The following is a 17,005-nucleotide window of genomic DNA, read 5'->3' on the forward strand; positions in this document are numbered from 1 at the left end:
GCTCTAATTATCAATTAGAGAGAAAATTACAGACTTCATTACCAATCTTATAAAAATAAACAGAATCTGATCAAAATATATGATTAACTTTAAAAGTAAATATAGATAATCGTAAAATTTATAGAAAATATCTACTATGTATAGTTATACATTAAATCATTTGGTACAATTTTCGAAATTAAATGAACAAATGATTGTTTTATGGAACAAGAAATATAAGATTTTTAATGACGAAAAAATTGATAAATCATCACTTTTTACACAAGATGATTTAAAAAAATTAATCATTGTTTCTTTCTTAGCAAACTCTAATGTACGTTATACAGTAGAAAAACTTTGCGCGCAATCTATTTCAGAATTGTCTATTGTAACAGAATTTGAACTTCAAAACTTTTTAAAAAAGAACAAAATTTTTTCACCTTTGATTAATTTATTGGTTTGTTCTTGCTTTACATACGACGCAAAATCATTTGATTCTATTTTATCAATTTGTTTTAAACAACTTGGTATTGAGGAATGTTGTGTGAAAATTGTTTTTCCAGTAATTAGTCAATTAGCTATTCTTATAGACACAAATTCGGTTCATTCAGCTATTAAATCTTTTACTAAAAATTTAATCCGAAAACAATTGCATTTCTTAATAAAATCTACACCATATTCTGTTGACAATAACCGAACTTGGCTCTTATTTTTACCAGAAAATGAATTTCATGATATCGAGTTATTATACGCTCATTTATTGTTAAAACTAGATGGCGAAAAAAGCATTTATTTAGGTGATAATCAAACGAAAGAATCGATTAATGAATGTTTAAATACAATAAACATTACACATGTTTTCACCTATATTAACGATGATTATGACAAAGATAAAATGAAAGATTATCTATCAACAATCAAAAAAATCTATCCAACTTCTACAATTTTTGTGGCAACATATAATAAATTAAAAGAACCAATTACCGAGGAAATTCCTTACATTAATGTAAATAATCCGATTATGTTTAAAGAATATTTAGACAAAATTATAGCGATGTAAATTAAATTTTCCAGTCAATTTCTTGCATATGTTTACTTTTAAGATATTCATTTGTTTTAGAAAAAGGTTTGCTGTCCCAAAAACCGCGGTAAACAGACAATGGCGATGGATGAGCAGATTCTATCACAAAATGTTTTTCGCGATTTATTTTCTTCCCTTTCTTTTGCGCATAACTTCCCCAAAGTACAAAAACAAGATTTTCTTTTTCCTCCGAAAGCAGCTTAATAACCGCATCTGTAAAGTCTTCCCAACCTTTGTTTTGGTGCGAACCAGCATTTGCAGCTTCCACGGTTAACGTTGCATTTAACAACAAAACACCTTGTTTTGCCCACGCTTCTAAATTACCAGAAGTTGACTCAATAATTCCTAAATCAGTTTTTAATTCTTTGTAGATATTTCTCAAACTTGGTGGAATTTTAACTCCATCCGCAACTGAAAAAGACAAACCATTCGCTTGACCTTCGCCGTGATAAGGATCTTGACCAATAATCACAACTTTTACATCATCAAAAGAAGTATAATCAAATGTAGAGAAAATTTGAGATTTTGGCGGATAAATTGTTTTCGTAGCATATTCATTTTTAACAAATTCTGTTAATTTAATGAAATAATCTTTTTCAAATTCATTGTTTAAAACTTGCTTCCAAGAAGCTTCTATTTTTACATCCATCATCATCTAATTTTCGACGATAAAATTATGTTTTATTTAGTCGCACTGCAAATTAAAATTATATTAGGGAAAAATTTAATCTCACAATTATGATCCAATTACGTGAAACCGTAAATATATATATATCATATCCTTTATTTTTATAGAAAACACAAATTAATTATGGATTTTAAAGATATTGTAAAAAAATTAGGAGAAAGAGTTGATGCTTTAAAAGCTCAAGTTACAACCGAAGAAGCTACTAAAAATGCATTTATAATGCCTTTTATAAAAGACCTTGGATATGACGTTTTTAATCCTTTTGAAGTTGTTCCAGAGTTTACTGCCGATTTGGGAATAAAACAAGGTGAAAAAATAGATTATGCAATTATTCAAGAAAATGAACCTATCATTTTAATTGAGTGTAAACATCATGCTGCACCTTTGTCTATAAATAATGCTTCACAATTGTTTCGATATTTTCATACTACAAAGGCAAAATTTGCAATATTGACAAATGGAATTGAATATAAATTTTTCACAGATTTAGTAGAAACGAATAAAATGGACGAAAAACCATTTTTTCATTTTGATATAACTGAGATAAAAGAAAATCAAATTGAAGAGCTTAAAAAGTTTCACAAATCTCAATTTGATTTCGAAAAAATTGTCAATACAGCAAGTGATTTAAAATACACAAATGAGTTGAAAACACTTATTAATGAAGAAATTAATAATCCATCGGCAGAATTTGTCCGTCATTTTGCTAAACAAATTTATCCATCAATCATCACACAAAAAGTATTGGATCAATTTACTGGTTTAGTCAAAAATTCGTTCAATCAACATTTTAGTGATATTGTGACAGATCGTTTGCAAACTGCATTAACAAAGGAAACTAAAATTCAGAATACTAACACAGATGATGTTGAAACTGATTTAGAAGATTCTAAAATTATTACAACGAAAGATGAATTAGATGCATTTTTAATTATAAAAGCGATTTGTACAGCAGAATGTTCGCCAGAAAGAATTGTTTACAGAGATGCGCAATCTTATTTTGCCATCTTATTTGATGATAATAATAGGAAACCAATTTGTCGATTATATTTTACAGACAAAAAATTACAAATCGGAATTTTTGATGACACAAAAACAGAAACGAAAACAGAGCTTACCAAAATAGATGATCTTTATAAATTAACTGAAGAATTAAAGAAAATTGTAAAATATTATATTGAACTAGAAAATTAATAAAAAAAGTCTCTTAAAAAAGAGACATTTTTTATTTGTAGGTCATTTTCAACAACACTCTAAAATCAAGCATGATAAAATATTAATTGTTTTAATTTCTGGACTATAATTATCCTTATTTTAGTATACCTACAAATAAAATCTTATGAAAAAATCTCTAATTACCGCTATTCTATTTTCTGTCTTGTTTCTGAATTCTTGTCAGGAAAAACAAGAAAGCAAACGGCTTGAAAATTATAATAAACAACTTAATCAAAGTCCTTTACTTAATGAAACTACTCAAAGTGATGAAGTTGACAACATTCAAGGAGCTTGGATTTTTACACATATTTTTGATGATGAATTACACGAATTTATTGAAATAGAATCAGATGAAAAAAATATTTCTTTTAACGAAAACCAATATTGGACGAATCTTTTTGATGGCAAAGAAATTTCTGGGCAATTTGCATTCATCACGCCTTATGATATTGCTTTTTTAGATGAAAAAGAGAAAAATAAAGCACGTTTTTTTATTACAATTTTAGACGAAACGGACATCAATAATTTAGAAATAAAAGTAATTAAAGACACTATACAACAACGTTATAAAATAGCTTTGGAAGTTCGTTAAGATACTGTTCTCATATAAAAATTTTATCCGTAATTTTGCAATAATGCAAATATCAGAGCAAACATTAAAAGACCTAGAATTCAATGCTGTACAAAAAGAAATTGCAGCATTTGCCTATACAGAAAAAGTTGATAATTATATTTTTCAACTAAAACCATACGAAGATCATCAACTTTTGATTGAAGATTTACAAACTACAAACGAGATTTTATCAAGTATTGAAGGTGGAAATCAAATTCCTTTTTCAGAATATTATATTTTAGATGAAAATCTGGGACGATTAGAAATTGAAAATTACTATTTGCCTGCAGAAGAATTTTTCAAGATTAAAGCGAACACTTTGCAAGTAAAAGAAGTTTTGAAATATTTGACTGCTTTTAAAGAATATTCGCCCAATTTGTTTCAGAAAGGAGAATCAATTGTTTACGAAAAAAGTATCGTTAAATTAATCGATCAAGTTTTTAATAAATTTGGAGAAATAAAGGATGATGCAAGTCCAGAACTTAAAATTGTTCGCGATCGCTTGCGCCATTTAAACGGTCGTATTACCGAATTATTCAATAAATCTATGGCTTATCATGCAGATTATTTGGATGATATTAGAGAGTCTGTATTTGGAAATCGACGTGTTTTAGCTGTAAAATCTTTTCAAAGAAAACGTGTAAAAGGTCAATTTTTAGGAACTTCTAAAACGGGTTCTATTACATTTATTGAGCCAGAAAGTGTTTTAGCTCCAAGACGAGAATGGGAAGAATTAAAAGAAGAAGAAAAACATTTAATCATTCAAATTCTTTTAGATTTAACTGCTCAAATTGCTATTTACAAACCAAATTTAGAAGAATATCAAACCTTTTTAGAATACATCGATTTTACACAAGCAAAAGCAAATTATGCCTTTCTAATCAACGGAATTTTACCTAAAATTTCAGAAAATAGAATCATCAAATTAATTGATGCTTATCATCCCGTTTTGTTTTTAAATAACAAAAGACGAGAAGAAAAAACGATTCCGCAAAGTTTAGAATTGAATGAAAAATGTAGAATCATTATTATTTCTGGACCAAATGCAGGTGGAAAATCAATCACGCTAAAAACTATTGGTTTATTGCAAATCATGTTTCAAAGTGGTGTTTTGGTTCCGGTTAAAGAAGAAAGTCAATTTGGATTTTTTAATCAAATTTTTACAGATATTGGTGATAATCAATCCATCGAAAACCATTTATCAACCTACAGTTATCGTCTAAAACAAATGTCTTATTTTCTGAAACAAGCAGACGATAAAACATTGTTGTTAGTGGATGAATTTGGGACAGGTTCTGATCCTGAATTAGGTGGAGCTTTGGCTGAAGTTTTTTTTGAAGAATTTTACGAAAGAAATTCTTTTGGAGTTTTTACCACGCATTATACCAACATAAAACTGAGCGCCGAAAGTTTACCCGAAGCTATAAATGCGTGTATGTTGTTTGATAAAAAATCGTTGGATCCGCTTTATCGCTTAGAAGTTGGACAAGCCGGAAGTTCGTTTACTTTTGAAGTTGCAGAAAAAAATAAGATTCCATTTCGTTTAATTAATCGTGCAAAAAAGAAAGTTGAAAGTGAAAAAGTTAGTTTAGATAAAACAATTTTAAAGCTTCAACAAGAAAAATTTGAAATTCAGAAAACGAAAGATCAAGTTGAAGAATTACGTGATACAAATATTGAAAATAACGAAAAGCTAGAAATAACGAACGAAAAAATTCAACAAAAACTATACGATTTTCAGCAATTATATGATCGCGAACAAAAAACGATGATGATTGGAAAACGTATTGTTGATATGTCGGATTCATATTTGAAATCGAAAAATAAAAAGCAATTAATTGCTAATTTCTTGAAGATAATTGAAATGGAAAATTCAAAAAAAACCAAGGAAGTTCAGCAACTTAAGAAAATAGAAAAAATTGTAGAGAAAGAAGTTCAGCGCGAATTGAAAGAAAATTCTGCAACTATTTCTAAACAAAAAGAAGTAATTGTACAAAAAGAAAAAGCTGAAACAAAGAAAAAAATTGAAGCTTTGAAAGTTGGTGATCGTGTAAAAATACATGGATCTACATCGGTTGGGACAATTGATAAGATAAAAAAAGACACCGTTTTTGTAAATTATGGTTTATTTACTACTCAAATTAATGTGAATGAAGTTTATAAAATTTAGTTACATCCTTATTTTTTTCACACTGTTTTCTTGTGATGAATTGTATGATAATTTATTTGAGGATGACGTAAAATCGTATAGTTGTTCACTTTCTGTTACGATAAAAAGTTGGACAAAAAGCACCAATAATTGTTCTTATATTATTGATTACAATAGTTCATCGTTATTGGGAGATAAAGGTGTATTTCAAATTAGATTTAAAAATCCGAAAAATGGATACAGTAAATTTACAAATGAAGTTAGAATAGATACTGGAGAACACTCGATAAAAGTACAAATAGAAAATTGCAATAGTGCAGACGATATTGTTGAAGTCTGCTTTATTTCTTATTAATAGATATTCAAAAAAGTCATTGTAAATTTTATAATGACTTTTTTATTGGTTTTAAATAATCATCAACATAACAAATATCATTCTGAATTGGCTAAAACCTTGCTACCTTAGCTAAAGAAATAAGACAAAACAATGCCCTTTTGATTATAAATCAATACGATATAAACTCAATAAGTTTTAATAATGTATAGTTATAAAAATTATTTATAGTTTTATCTAAAATAGAAATTGAAAATCTATTGACAACAGAATAAATCGGGCTAATTTTGTACAAGAAATAAGAAGTAAAACACTTATTAAGAATTTTAAAATATAAAAAATAAATATTATGTCATTAGTAGGAAAAAAAGCGCCTTTATTTACAGCGCCAGCAGTAATTGATGGAGATGAAATCGTTGAAAACTTTTCATTACCAATTGGAGAAAAAAACATCGTATTATTCTTTTACCCAAAAGATTTTACATTTGTTTGCCCAACAGAATTACACGCTTTCCAAGCTAAATTAGCTGAATTCGAAAAAAGAGATGCAATTGTAGTTGCAGCTTCTTGTGACTCTGAAGAAACTCACTTAGCGTGGTTAAACACAGCTAAAGACAATGGAGGTATCGAAGGTGTTACTTACCCAATTGTTGCAGATTTTGCTAAAACAATCGCTATGGATTATGGTGTATTGGCTGGTGAATATGTTTACAACGAAGAAAACGATTCTTTAAAATTTGAAGGAGCTCCAGTTGCTTACCGTGGAACTTTTATTATTGATAAAAATGGTGTTGTTCGTCACGAAACAATCAACGATTTACCATTAGGTCGTAATATTGATGAGTATGTACGTTTATTAGACGCTATTTTACACGTTGAAAAATATGGTGAAGTTTGTCCAGCAAACTGGGAAGAAGGAAAAGATGCAATGAACGCTACTAAAGATGGTGTTGCTTCTTATTTAGCTTCTCACTAAAAAAATAATTTAGAGAATCGTTGATTTTCTAAAATTTATGGAGGCTGTCTAAAATGATTGACAGGCGATTTTTAACGAATTCATTTTCAACACAAAATCACGAAGTTTATTCCTTAGACAGCCTTTTTTATACCCAATTTTTAACTGAAAAAATAAATAAAATGTTTGCAGAATTAGAACAAGATAACTTAGCACAAGTAGTTGCTGATAACAATATAGTAATTGTACAATATGGTGCAGGATGGTGTGGAAACTGTCGTTTAGTAAAACCAAAGTTTAAGAAATTAGCGGCTGAATACGAAGGTCAAGCAGAATTTTTATACGTTGATGCTGAGAAATTACCAGAATCAAGAAAATTAGCTGACGTTCCTAATTTACCAACATTCGCTGTTTTTAAAGGTGGGCAAAACGTAGGGCAAGTAACTGCATCTAAAATTGAAGCTGTAAAAGAATTGATCAATGAAGTTGCCAATATTTAAGAATTTAGCAAAAACTGTTTCTGTAGAAGCTATGGAAACAGCATTAGAGGTTTTAGAAGCTTACGCTGATTCGCCTGCGGTTAAAGAGCCAGAACAAGAAGTGATTGGCGAAATGATTTCTAACATTTGTGGCGCTATTGAGATGAAACAAATGATGGACGAAGGAATGGACGAGCGTACTGCTGCAAATACATTTATGCAGCGTGTAATGGGTTCTATCGACAAATAGAAATTAGAATTTTATATATAAAAAGCCAACTTTTCAGTTGGCTTTTTTATTGTTTAATCAATTTTTGTTTCGACTTTATTATTTTCAAATTCTTCGTATTTTTTATTTTCTTTCTCTATAATATCTTCGAATTCTTTTTGACTAACAATTTTACCTTTGGTAGGTTTTTCAATTTTAGATTTTGTATCAAGTGTAATATTTGTAGCTTGATAAATTCGTTTAACTGACATTTTACCTCCACTCAAAATCTCTAACCTTAAAATTAAACCTGGTAAACCTGCATATTCTATTGGTCCATTTTTAATATTTAATTTTGGTGCAAACCAAGCTTCATAAGTTGAATCTTTTTCTTTATATGTTGCTTTTTTAACTTCGTAACCTAAAATAGTAGATTTATCTTTTTGTATAATCCAAGGCTGAATTTTTAATGAGTCTTTAATAATCAATTTAGTCCCATTATAATCCATAAAAGTTAACGAAATTTTATCTTTAAAATTTTTATAAAAATCATTTCCTACACCACCAAAACTTATAGACATCTTTGATTGTGATTGTGAATTATCTATACGTTCAATCTTTTTATAAATCGATTCCTCATTGGTTGTAATCAATTCATAATATTGTTTTTTATCATTACTATTCTTATATATTTCAACTTTTTTTGGATCAGTTACATTTGATAAATCAAATTCATTTCTAAATTCATATTCTACTACAACTTTCTCTTGCGCAAATAAAAGTGAACACGAAAATAACAAAGTAAATAATAATTTATTCTTCATATAATTTGGGGTTTTAATTATTTAATCAATTTTTGTTTTGACTCCTTCAGAAGAAAAACTTTGTTTCATTTTCTCATTTGATTCTTCTTGCAATTTTTTAAATTCTTCTTGTGCTATTTCTTTTCCCTTCATTGGTTTTTCTTTCGTAAATTTTTTAGGATTTAGATTAGCTTTAGTTGCTTCAAAAATCAACTTCGTTTCCAACTTATTCTTTAATTGTGTTTCTGATTTTAAAATCAATCCTGGTAAACCATTTATTTGATTTGGACCAAGATTAACCTTAATATCTGGAGCAAACCAAGCAATAATATTTTCTTTTTCCGAAATTGCTTTTATTACTTTATAATCAAGAATGGTACTCTCTTCATTTGAAATTTTCCATTCATAATCTTGAAAAGGTATATTTACAATATAATTTTCATTATCTAATTTTACCCCTTGTTTAAATGCTTTCGACGTCTGATCTCCTACTAAAGCCTTATACTCACCACCTATAGAAATAGAAATTGCAAAATTAGAGCCTCCGTTTTCTTGACTATTGTTAATTGTTTCAATTTGAGAATAATTAGATTTTCCATTATTATATTCCAATTGATAATATTGAGTAACAAATCCTCCTAATTTCATTGATGTTCCTGGATATTTTTTTTGAATTTCAATTTCTTGTTCTCACTCTTTCTCAGGATTATTTTGATTATTTTGAGCATATTCAACTATAAATTTCTGTTGCGCAAATAAAAGGGAACTTGAAAATAACAAAGTAAATAATAATTTATTCTTCATATAATCCGGGGTTTAATTTTTAAATATAACATTAAATTATTCTTTATCTACGCCTTGATTTTGAATCAATTCTTCTTTTTGACGAATTTCATCATCTTGTATCATTTTATTCAGTTCCGTTTTATTGATAATTTTTCCTTTTTTTAATTCATAAGGCTTCAATTTATCATTAAACTCTACAGAAGTAGCCAAAATTTCGGTTACAGGTTCTGTTTTACCATTCATATAAAACTGAACAGATAAAACTAATCCAGGAAAATTAATGTATCTATCCGGACCAAAACGAGCTGGTAAACTTGGCGCATACCAAACTACAATAGTTGCTTTTTCTGTTTTATGTTCTGCTTTTTTAACTTCATAACCTAACAATTTTTTCGTTTCTCGGGTTAATTGATAATCATTTTTTCGCGCAATAGTATCTACCAAAATATAAGGTTTATTATTTGCCATATATTCCACATGAATTTCATTTTTATCAAAATCAAATTCTCTGTTTTGATCCCAAATTCCACCAATCATATTAATTTTAAAACTGGATTGACTATTATCTAATTTTTCTATTTTATAATATTGACCAATTTTACCATCAATTGTTAGGTAATTTTCGACAGGCTTAGAAAAATATTTTTTCATTTCCGGACTTTGAACAATCTCTTTTCCATTTGTATCATACATTGTCGGATAAGAAACTTGCTCGTATTTTACCAATAATTTTTCTTGTCCAAAAACAGAAATTGCAGTTAACAAGATAATAAAGAGTACGTGTTTTTTCATAAAATGTGATTTTGTAATAAACCTAAATAAAAAATGCATATACCGAAACGATTTATGCATTTTTTTATCAAAACTTTATCTTTTAATCGCTTATTGTTAAATTAATTCATAAAACTTTAAAGCATTCCAAATTCCATTATCATCCGCAGAAGTTGTTACGTGGTCTGCTAATTCTTTTACATTATCTTTTGCATCGCCCATTGCTACACCAATTTTACAACCTTGTATCATGGTAATATCATTTCCACCATCACCAAAAGACATTGTTTTACTCAAATCAAGTTGATGTTTATCTGCCATTCGCTCAATTCCTTTCATTTTATTGATTCCTTTTGGATTAATGTCTGCAAAATATTCAATCCAACGTGTACCAATGCTATTTTTAAGTACATTTTCTATCAAATATTTTTCTTGTTCCTCATCCACAAAAAAATTCATTTGCATAATATTATCCTTTGGCAAATCTCGTGGTTCTACTACATTCGGAATTTCCATTCCAAAATAAGCAAACGATTTTTCTACACGTTCATTGATACGATTTATGCTAAATTTATTATTTGTCATGTACGAAAAAGCAAACGGATTTGTTTCATCATATTTCAATAAAGCCTCAATATCAGATGGATTGATATATTCTACATAAAAAGTTTCGCGATTTTCATCCGAACACATTCCTCCATTATTATTGATGTAACCATCAAATCCATATTCAAAAACATGCTCAGGCATATCAACTAAATTTCGCCCAGTTGCAATGTATATTTTTTTGTTTTTTTGTTTTAAAATTTTCAACGCTTCTATCGTCGATTCACTGATTTGATGATTTTCAAAACCTTGTAAAGTTCCATCAAAATCAAAGAAAAAAGATTCTATCATAATTTCTGTTTCTGTCTACAAAAGTAAAAAAGCAACCTCTAATTGGTTGCCTTTCTACTTTATTTTAATGCTAATTTAATAATTTCTAACGCTTGATTAACTTCTTTGAACGATAAATTGAGATGCGGTCGCAAACGAACCGATTTTTCGCCACAGGGCAGAATAATCATCTTGTTATCAAAACACTTATTAATAAACGCTGAACGATTGATATCCGAGTCAAAATCAAAGGCAATAAATAATCCTAAACCACGAACACTGTGTATTTTACTCGTGTGTTTCGCGATATCATTTAGTCTATCTATTATATATTTTCCTTTTTCTTCGGCATTATGTACTAAATTTTCTTTTTCGATTACTTCCAAAATCAATTTAAAACGCAACATATCAATGTAATTTCCACCAAATGTAGAATTGATTCTGCTTGATTCTTTAAACACATTATTCGGAATTTGGTCAAGCTTTTCTTTGTTCGCTAAAATTCCACAAACTTGCGTTTTTTTACCAAACGAAACTACATCAGGAACTACATCAAAATGCTGAAAAGCCCACATTTTACCAGTCATTCCGATACCAGTTTGTACCTCATCAAAAATCAATAAAATTTCTTCTTTATCACAAATTTCACGTAATTTTTTAAAGAATTCTTTTCTAAAATAATTATCTCCTCCTTCTCCTTGAATTGGCTCAATAATAATACAAGCCACTTTATTTTTTCGCGTTGCTAAAACATTTTCTATTTGTTCTATCGCTCTTTTTTCATCATCAATTGTCTTTGATAAATTATCTTCTGTAACGGGATAATGAATTTTTGGATTATCAATTCGAGGCCAATCAAACTTAGGAAAATACTCGTATTTACGTGGATCTTTTGTATTTGTTAACGACAATGTATACCCAGAACGCCCGTGAAAAGCTTGCTTGAAATGAATAACTTCGCCTGCTTCTTGTTGAATTCCTTTGGATAAATTAAGTCTTGTTTTCCAATCAAAAGCAGTTTTCAAAGCATTTTCTACAGCCAATGTTCCGCCCGAAATAAAGAATAAATATTGTAATTCTTTTGGCATTGCAACGCGCTCAAACGTATCAATTAAATCTGCATAATCTTTGGTATAAATGTCTGACATTGCAGGTTTATTAACTGCATTTCGACCTAAAAACTCAATTTTTTCCATCAAATGTGGATGATTATAACCAATTGCAGTTGAAGCAAACATCGAAAACATGTCTAAATACTCGTTTCCTTTGTCATCAACCACATAAGATCCATGCGATTTATCCATATCCATTACAATTGGATAACCGTCTGCCAATATATGTTTTGCTAATCTTTCGTGTACTGTACTCATCTTTTTAAAATTTTAAAAATCAAACTTAATTCCTTGTGCCAACGGAACTTCTGTAGAATAATTGATTGTATTTGTTTGGCGTCGCATGTAAGCTTTCCAAGCATCTGAACCAGATTCTCTTCCTCCTCCCGTTTCTTTTTCGCCACCAAAAGCACCACCAATTTCTGCACCTGATGTTCCAATATTTACGTTGGCAATACCACAATCAGAACCTTGTTGACTTAAAAATAATTCGGCTTCACGAAGATTATTTGTCATGATTGATGATGATAAACCTTGTGCAACATTATTCTGTACGTCGATTGCATTTAAGACATCTCCCGAATATTTAATCAAATATAAAATTGGCGCAAATGTTTCTTTCTGAACAATTTTAAATTCATTCTCTACTTCTGCAATCACAGGTTTTACATAACAACCACTTTCGAAACCAGCGCCGTTTAACACGCCACCTTCAACAATAATTTTACCGCCTTCTTTCTCAATCTCTACTAATGCATCTGTATACATTTTAACAGCATGCGTATCGATTAACGGACCAACATGATTAGCTGTATCCAACGGATTTCCTATTTTTATTTGCTGATAAGCATTTACCAACGATTCTTTTACTTTATCATAAATTGTTTCGTGCACAATTAGTCTACGGGTTGTTGTACAACGTTGTCCCGCCGTACCAACAGCTCCAAAAACAGCAGCAGTCAACATAATTTTAAGATCTGCATCTGGCGTTACAATAATTGCATTGTTACCACCTAATTCTAAAATTGTTTTACCTAAACGAGCTGCAACAACCTTATTTACCTCAATTCCCATACGCGTAGAACCCGTTGCAGAAACCAACGCTACACGACGATCATGTGAAATTAATTCTCCAATTACTTTATCTCCAACTACCAAAGAAGAAACGCCTTCTGGCACATTATTTTTTGCTAAAACCTCTGCCAAAATATGTTGACAAGCAACTGCGCACAAAGGTGTTTTTTCACTCGGTTTCCAAATTACTGTATCACCACAAATTAATGCTAAACACGTATTCCAAGCCCAAACGGCAACCGGAAAATTGAAAGCCGAAATAACGCCAACAACTCCCAGCGGATGATATTGATCGTACATGCGATGCAATGGTCTTTCTGAATGAATTGTTGCACCATATAATTGACGCGATAAACCAACAGCAAAATCGCAGATATCAATCATTTCTTGTACTTCACCTAAACCTTCTTGGTAAGATTTTCCCATTTCATAAGAAACCAATTTTCCAAGATCAGCTTTCTTTTCGCGCAATTTATCTCCAAATTGACGAACTACTTCTCCGCGTTTTGGCGCAGGAATTACACGCCATTCTTTGAATGCTTTTTGTGCTTTTTGAATAACTTCTTCGTAGTCTTCTTTTGTCGAAGTTTTTACACTTCCTATCAATTTTCCATCAACTGGCGAATAAGAGTTTAATGTTTCTCCTTTTCCAAACCAAGTACTTCCTGTTGAAGTTCCGAAATTATCAGACGAAATACCTAGTCCTTTTAATTCGTTTTCTATCATTTTTTTGTTTATTTTGTGGTCTTAATGTATTACCAATTTAAACAAAAGTTTCAATAATTAAAATTTTTAATAAATAATATTCAGAATTATTTTTAATTTACTGAATAATCGTTAGATTTAAATAAAATAAACCGCATAAAATGAATTCAACTACAGATTATTTTAAGATTGATGATTTATTAACTGATGAACATAAATTAATCCGTCAATCGGTTCGTGATTTTGTTGACACAGAAATAAAACCCGTTATTGATGATGCTGCTCAAAACCATACAGACATTCCTGATTTAATGAAAAAACTTGGCGCAATTGGTGCTTTAGGCCCATACATACCAGCAGAATATGGCGGTGCAGGTTTAGATCAAATGTCGTACGGATTGATTATGCAAGAGTTGGAGCGTGGTGACTCTGCTGTTCGTTCGGCTGCATCAGTACAATCTTCATTGGTTATGTATCCAATTTACACCTATGGATCGGAAGAACAAAAACATAAATTTTTACCAAAATTAGCTTCTGGCGAATTTATTGGTAGTTTTGGTTTAACAGAGCCAAATCACGGTTCTAATCCTGGTGGAATGGAAACTCGTTTAACAAAAAATGGAGATCATTATTTATTAAATGGCGCAAAAATGTGGATTACAAATTCACCTATTTGCGATATTGCTGTTGTTTGGGCAAAAGATGAAGAAGGAAAAGTTCGTGGCGTAATTGTAGAACGAAATATGGATGGATTTTCTACACCAGAAACACACAACAAATGGTCTTTACGCGCTTCTAAAACAGGTGAATTAGTTTTTGAAAATGTGAAAATTGAAGAACATAATATTTTACCTGATGTTAAAAGTTTAAAAGGTCCATTATCTTGTTTAAATTCTGCTCGATACGGAATTTCTTGGGGCGTAATTGGCGCTGCAATTGATTGTTATGATTCTGCCTTAAAATATTCGTTAGAGCGTACGCAATTTGGAAAACCAATAGCTTCTTTTCAATTACAACAAAAAAAATTAGCTGAATTTATTACTGAAATTACAAAAGCACAATTATTATGCTGGCGTTTGGGAACTTTGAAAAACGAAAACAAAGCAACTCCAGAACAAATCTCAATGGCAAAACGCAACAATGTAAAAATGGCTATTGATATTGCAAGAGAATCTCGTCAAATAATTGGTGCAATGGGTATTGTGGGCGATTTCCCGATGATGCGACATGCCGCAAATTTAGAATCTGTGATTACTTACGAAGGTACGCACGATGTACATTTATTGATTACTGGCGCAGATGTTACGGGAATCAATGCTTTTATCTAATATAATTTTTATTAAAACATAATATTTTATAGGTTTACAATTCTTTTGTAAACCTATTTTTTTATTTTTAAAAGATGAAATTGAAATCGATAATCTTATTCATTTTTTGCATTCAAGCAATTTATATTCAAGCGCAAGAAGCCTATCAAATTACCTACGAAAAATTTTCGAATGGTAAAAAAGTAGAAGAAACTAATCCGATACAAGTTTTGGCAAACACACACGAAACAATTATTGGTACGCAAAATAGTTTTAATCAATACAAAAAATACCCAAACGAGTTATTTTATTACACAAAATCTCAATCACCAATTATTTCTACGGTTACACAATTTGATTCGATTCATTCTATTATCAGCAATGATTCAGTTTCTTTTAACAAAGCCGTTTTTACGCTTACAAAAGAAACGAAACGTATTTTAGGTTTGCGTTGTAAAAAAGGGACAACTTCTATCAATTCCAATACAATTGATGTTTGGTATGTTGACAATATGAATTTAAATGCGGCGCCAACAACGGTTGGATTGAATTTAGGTTTTGTTTTAGAATATACGCGCAACAATAATATGACTATTAAAGCGTCAAAAATTGAGCGTCAAAAAGATATTAATCCAAATCAATACATCACAAAAGAATTGGCACAACAACCCGTTGATTTATTGACGTATAAAGATATTATTTGGAAAAGTAAATTTGTAAATATCTCACTTCTTAAAGATCAACAGATTAATTTCAGTGCTAATTTCTCTTCAAATGACTCTATTTATCGTTTCGCAAATGGAACTGTTGTAGTGAGAAAAATAAAACTTCCTGAATTTAAAAAAGGAAGTCAATTATTTTTGAATGTTAATCAAATTTCGAATGGAGATGCTTACGACAGAACGGGAACGGTTTTTATAATTCCGACAACTTCTGAAATTTCATTAATGGATGGTTTACAAAAAGGAATTAATCAATTACCTGTTTACACCAATGGAAATGGGGAAAAATATCAAGGTTATTTTTTAACAGATAAATACACACCTGCTGTAGAAATAATGCGATTTTTTACTCCTTTTGGAGTGAATAAATTTAATCATATTCAATTAAAAAATCAAACGTGGCAAAACAAAGCGAATTATCGCCAAGAAATTACAGAATTTCAGAGTTTATTGTCGAATAAAGAAGTTTTAATTGGCTTTTTTATCGGAAATTATGATCAAGGCGGACATATTATTTCGGCAAACATTACGGTTCATCCATCTGATGGAGCAACAATTCCGAAGAATAAAGTTCAACCAATTTTTAATACAGTAAATGTGATGGAAATGGCTGGACAAGAATATCCGACTTTATTTGATGATGCCAATGGTTTTACGGTTGAGTTTACCTTAAAAGAAGATTTCAAAAATACTAAACTTCGTTTTACGACAACTGGTCATGGTGGTTGGGAAAATGGTGATGAATTTGTACCAAAAGAAAATACGGTATTTGTAGATGGTCAAAAAGTATTTTCGTTAATTCCTTGGCGACAAGATTGTGGCTCGTATCGCTCTTTCAATCCTGCTTCAGGTAATTTTGACAATGGTTTATCTTCTTCAGATTACAGCCGTTCTAATTGGTGTCCTGGCACAATTACAAATCCATATTTTATAAATTTAGGTGATTTAAAAGCAGGAAAACATACCGTACAAGTAAAAATTCCGCAAGGAAAACCAGAAGGCACAAGCTTTAGTTATTGGGGCGTTTCGGGAACAATTTTGGGTGAATAATTGTTAAATTAAAAGAATATCTATCTTGTATTATTATAAAAATATCATCCTGAAAACTAGTTCAGAATGAATAATCTATTGATTATAAATATTTACAT

17 protein-coding genes are annotated in these 17,005 nt (G+C 30.0%); 10 read left to right on the plus strand and 7 right to left on the minus strand.

Annotated features, from left to right (window positions below):
• Positions 1–136 precede the first annotated feature (136 nt).
• On the plus strand, positions 137–1,039 hold the full coding sequence (locus BM072_RS14160) for a hypothetical protein (protein ID WP_092909969.1): 903 nt from the start codon (positions 137–139) through the stop codon (positions 1,037–1,039).
• A gap of 1 nt (position 1,040) precedes the next feature.
• Here the strand turns inward: BM072_RS14160 and BM072_RS14165 are convergent, their stop codons facing one another.
• Entirely contained in the window at positions 1,041–1,709 is a 669-nt protein-coding gene (locus BM072_RS14165; protein WP_092909974.1) for a uracil-DNA glycosylase, read from the minus strand.
• Between the two features lie 162 nt (positions 1,710–1,871).
• On the opposite strand from BM072_RS14165, the gene BM072_RS14170 reads away from it, so the two are divergent.
• From BM072_RS14170 to BM072_RS14200, 7 genes are all read left to right on the plus strand, one after another.
• Positions 1,872–2,942, plus strand: a complete 1,071-nt coding sequence (locus BM072_RS14170; protein WP_092909981.1) for a type I restriction endonuclease — start codon at positions 1,872–1,874, stop codon at positions 2,940–2,942.
• A gap of 145 nt (positions 2,943–3,087) precedes the next feature.
• A complete protein-coding gene (locus BM072_RS14175; RefSeq protein WP_092909986.1) occupies positions 3,088–3,555 on the plus strand; it encodes a hypothetical protein in 468 nt (155 codons plus the stop codon).
• Between the two features lie 43 nt (positions 3,556–3,598).
• The gene (locus tag BM072_RS14180; protein WP_092909989.1) at positions 3,599–5,746 is read left to right on the plus strand and encodes an endonuclease MutS2; all 2,148 of its coding nucleotides are present in this window, start codon (positions 3,599–3,601) and stop codon (positions 5,744–5,746) included.
• Positions 5,727–6,080 carry a hypothetical protein gene (locus tag BM072_RS14185; protein ID WP_092909994.1) on the plus strand — a complete coding sequence of 118 codons (354 nt, stop codon included), beginning with the start codon at positions 5,727–5,729 and terminating at the stop codon, positions 6,078–6,080. Before BM072_RS14180 ends, BM072_RS14185 begins: the two co-directional genes overlap by 20 nt.
• A gap of 328 nt (positions 6,081–6,408) precedes the next feature.
• Positions 6,409–7,035: a peroxiredoxin gene (locus BM072_RS14190; protein WP_092910000.1), complete on the plus strand. Its 627-nt coding sequence runs from the start codon at positions 6,409–6,411 to the stop codon at positions 7,033–7,035.
• Between the two features lie 161 nt (positions 7,036–7,196).
• Positions 7,197–7,514 carry a thioredoxin family protein gene (locus tag BM072_RS14195; RefSeq protein WP_092910003.1) on the plus strand — a complete coding sequence of 106 codons (318 nt, stop codon included), beginning with the start codon at positions 7,197–7,199 and terminating at the stop codon, positions 7,512–7,514.
• A complete protein-coding gene (locus BM072_RS14200) occupies positions 7,495–7,743 on the plus strand; it encodes a DUF6952 family protein (RefSeq protein WP_092910006.1) in 249 nt (82 codons plus the stop codon). The genes BM072_RS14195 and BM072_RS14200 overlap by 20 nt, the downstream gene beginning before the upstream one ends.
• Positions 7,744–7,796: 53 nt before the next feature.
• Here the strand turns inward: BM072_RS14200 and BM072_RS14205 are convergent, their stop codons facing one another.
• From BM072_RS14205 to amaB, 6 genes are all read right to left on the minus strand, one after another.
• Entirely contained in the window at positions 7,797–8,525 is a 729-nt protein-coding gene (locus BM072_RS14205) for a GLPGLI family protein (RefSeq protein WP_092910009.1), read from the minus strand.
• A gap of 21 nt (positions 8,526–8,546) precedes the next feature.
• Positions 8,547–9,152 (minus strand): GLPGLI family protein, encoded by a 606-nt coding sequence (locus BM072_RS14210; protein ID WP_092910012.1) that lies wholly within the window; start codon positions 9,150–9,152, stop codon positions 8,547–8,549.
• A gap of 192 nt (positions 9,153–9,344) precedes the next feature.
• Positions 9,345–10,082, minus strand: a complete 738-nt coding sequence (locus BM072_RS14215) for a GLPGLI family protein (protein WP_177190325.1) — start codon at positions 10,080–10,082, stop codon at positions 9,345–9,347.
• 96 nt (positions 10,083–10,178) lie between these two features.
• Positions 10,179–10,958, minus strand: coding sequence for an HAD family hydrolase (locus BM072_RS14220; RefSeq protein WP_092910018.1), 780 nt, complete (start codon positions 10,956–10,958; stop codon positions 10,179–10,181).
• Between the two features lie 59 nt (positions 10,959–11,017).
• On the minus strand, positions 11,018–12,307 hold the full coding sequence (lat, locus tag BM072_RS14225) for an L-lysine 6-transaminase (RefSeq protein WP_092910021.1): 1,290 nt from the start codon (positions 12,305–12,307) through the stop codon (positions 11,018–11,020).
• Positions 12,308–12,319: 12 nt separating this feature from the next.
• The gene (gene amaB, locus BM072_RS14230) at positions 12,320–13,849 is read right to left on the minus strand and encodes an L-piperidine-6-carboxylate dehydrogenase (RefSeq protein ID WP_092910024.1); all 1,530 of its coding nucleotides are present in this window, start codon (positions 13,847–13,849) and stop codon (positions 12,320–12,322) included.
• A gap of 140 nt (positions 13,850–13,989) precedes the next feature.
• On the opposite strand from amaB, the gene BM072_RS14235 reads away from it, so the two are divergent.
• Together BM072_RS14235 and BM072_RS14240 are read left to right on the plus strand one after the other, a co-directional pair.
• Complete coding sequence (locus BM072_RS14235) at positions 13,990–15,156, plus strand: acyl-CoA dehydrogenase family protein (protein ID WP_092910027.1); 1,167 nt, start codon at positions 13,990–13,992, stop codon at positions 15,154–15,156.
• A 74-nt stretch (positions 15,157–15,230) separates the two neighbouring features.
• Entirely contained in the window at positions 15,231–16,907 is a 1,677-nt protein-coding gene (locus tag BM072_RS14240) for a PNGase F N-terminal domain-containing protein (RefSeq protein ID WP_092910030.1), read from the plus strand.
• The last annotated feature ends 98 nt before the right edge of the window (positions 16,908–17,005 follow it).

This window comes from Algoriella xinjiangensis (genome assembly GCF_900115015.1).
GTDB classification, from domain to species: domain Bacteria; phylum Bacteroidota; class Bacteroidia; order Flavobacteriales; family Weeksellaceae; genus Empedobacter; species Empedobacter xinjiangensis.

What these genes read in the sequence shown, in the direction of transcription:
- BM072_RS14175 (WP_092909986.1), top strand. Translation starts at nt 3,088, where the DNA reads ATGAAAAAATCTCTAATTACCGCTATTCTATTTTCTGTCTTGTTTCTG.
- BM072_RS14170 (WP_092909981.1), top strand. Translation starts at nt 1,872, where the DNA reads ATGGATTTTAAAGATATTGTAAAAAAATTAGGAGAAAGAGTTGATGCT.
- BM072_RS14220 (WP_092910018.1), bottom strand. Translation starts at nt 10,958, where the DNA reads ATGATAGAATCTTTTTTCTTTGATTTTGATGGAACTTTACAAGGTTTT.
- BM072_RS14190 (WP_092910000.1), top strand. Translation starts at nt 6,409, where the DNA reads ATGTCATTAGTAGGAAAAAAAGCGCCTTTATTTACAGCGCCAGCAGTA.
- BM072_RS14200 (WP_092910006.1), top strand. Translation starts at nt 7,495, where the DNA reads ATGAAGTTGCCAATATTTAAGAATTTAGCAAAAACTGTTTCTGTAGAA.
- BM072_RS14210 (WP_092910012.1), bottom strand. Translation starts at nt 9,152, where the DNA reads ATGAAATTAGGAGGATTTGTTACTCAATATTATCAATTGGAATATAAT.
- amaB (WP_092910024.1), bottom strand. Translation starts at nt 13,849, where the DNA reads ATGATAGAAAACGAATTAAAAGGACTAGGTATTTCGTCTGATAATTTC.
- BM072_RS14180 (WP_092909989.1), top strand. Translation starts at nt 3,599, where the DNA reads ATGCAAATATCAGAGCAAACATTAAAAGACCTAGAATTCAATGCTGTA.
- BM072_RS14160 (WP_092909969.1), top strand. Translation starts at nt 137, where the DNA reads ATGTATAGTTATACATTAAATCATTTGGTACAATTTTCGAAATTAAAT.
- BM072_RS14185 (WP_092909994.1), top strand. Translation starts at nt 5,727, where the DNA reads ATGAAGTTTATAAAATTTAGTTACATCCTTATTTTTTTCACACTGTTT.
- BM072_RS14205 (WP_092910009.1), bottom strand. Translation starts at nt 8,525, where the DNA reads ATGAAGAATAAATTATTATTTACTTTGTTATTTTCGTGTTCACTTTTA.
- BM072_RS14165 (WP_092909974.1), bottom strand. Translation starts at nt 1,709, where the DNA reads ATGGATGTAAAAATAGAAGCTTCTTGGAAGCAAGTTTTAAACAATGAA.
- BM072_RS14215 (WP_177190325.1), bottom strand. Translation starts at nt 10,082, where the DNA reads ATGAAAAAACACGTACTCTTTATTATCTTGTTAACTGCAATTTCTGTT.
- BM072_RS14235 (WP_092910027.1), top strand. Translation starts at nt 13,990, where the DNA reads ATGAATTCAACTACAGATTATTTTAAGATTGATGATTTATTAACTGAT.
- BM072_RS14240 (WP_092910030.1), top strand. Translation starts at nt 15,231, where the DNA reads ATGAAATTGAAATCGATAATCTTATTCATTTTTTGCATTCAAGCAATT.
- lat (WP_092910021.1), bottom strand. Translation starts at nt 12,307, where the DNA reads ATGAGTACAGTACACGAAAGATTAGCAAAACATATATTGGCAGACGGT.
- BM072_RS14195 (WP_092910003.1), top strand. Translation starts at nt 7,197, where the DNA reads ATGTTTGCAGAATTAGAACAAGATAACTTAGCACAAGTAGTTGCTGAT.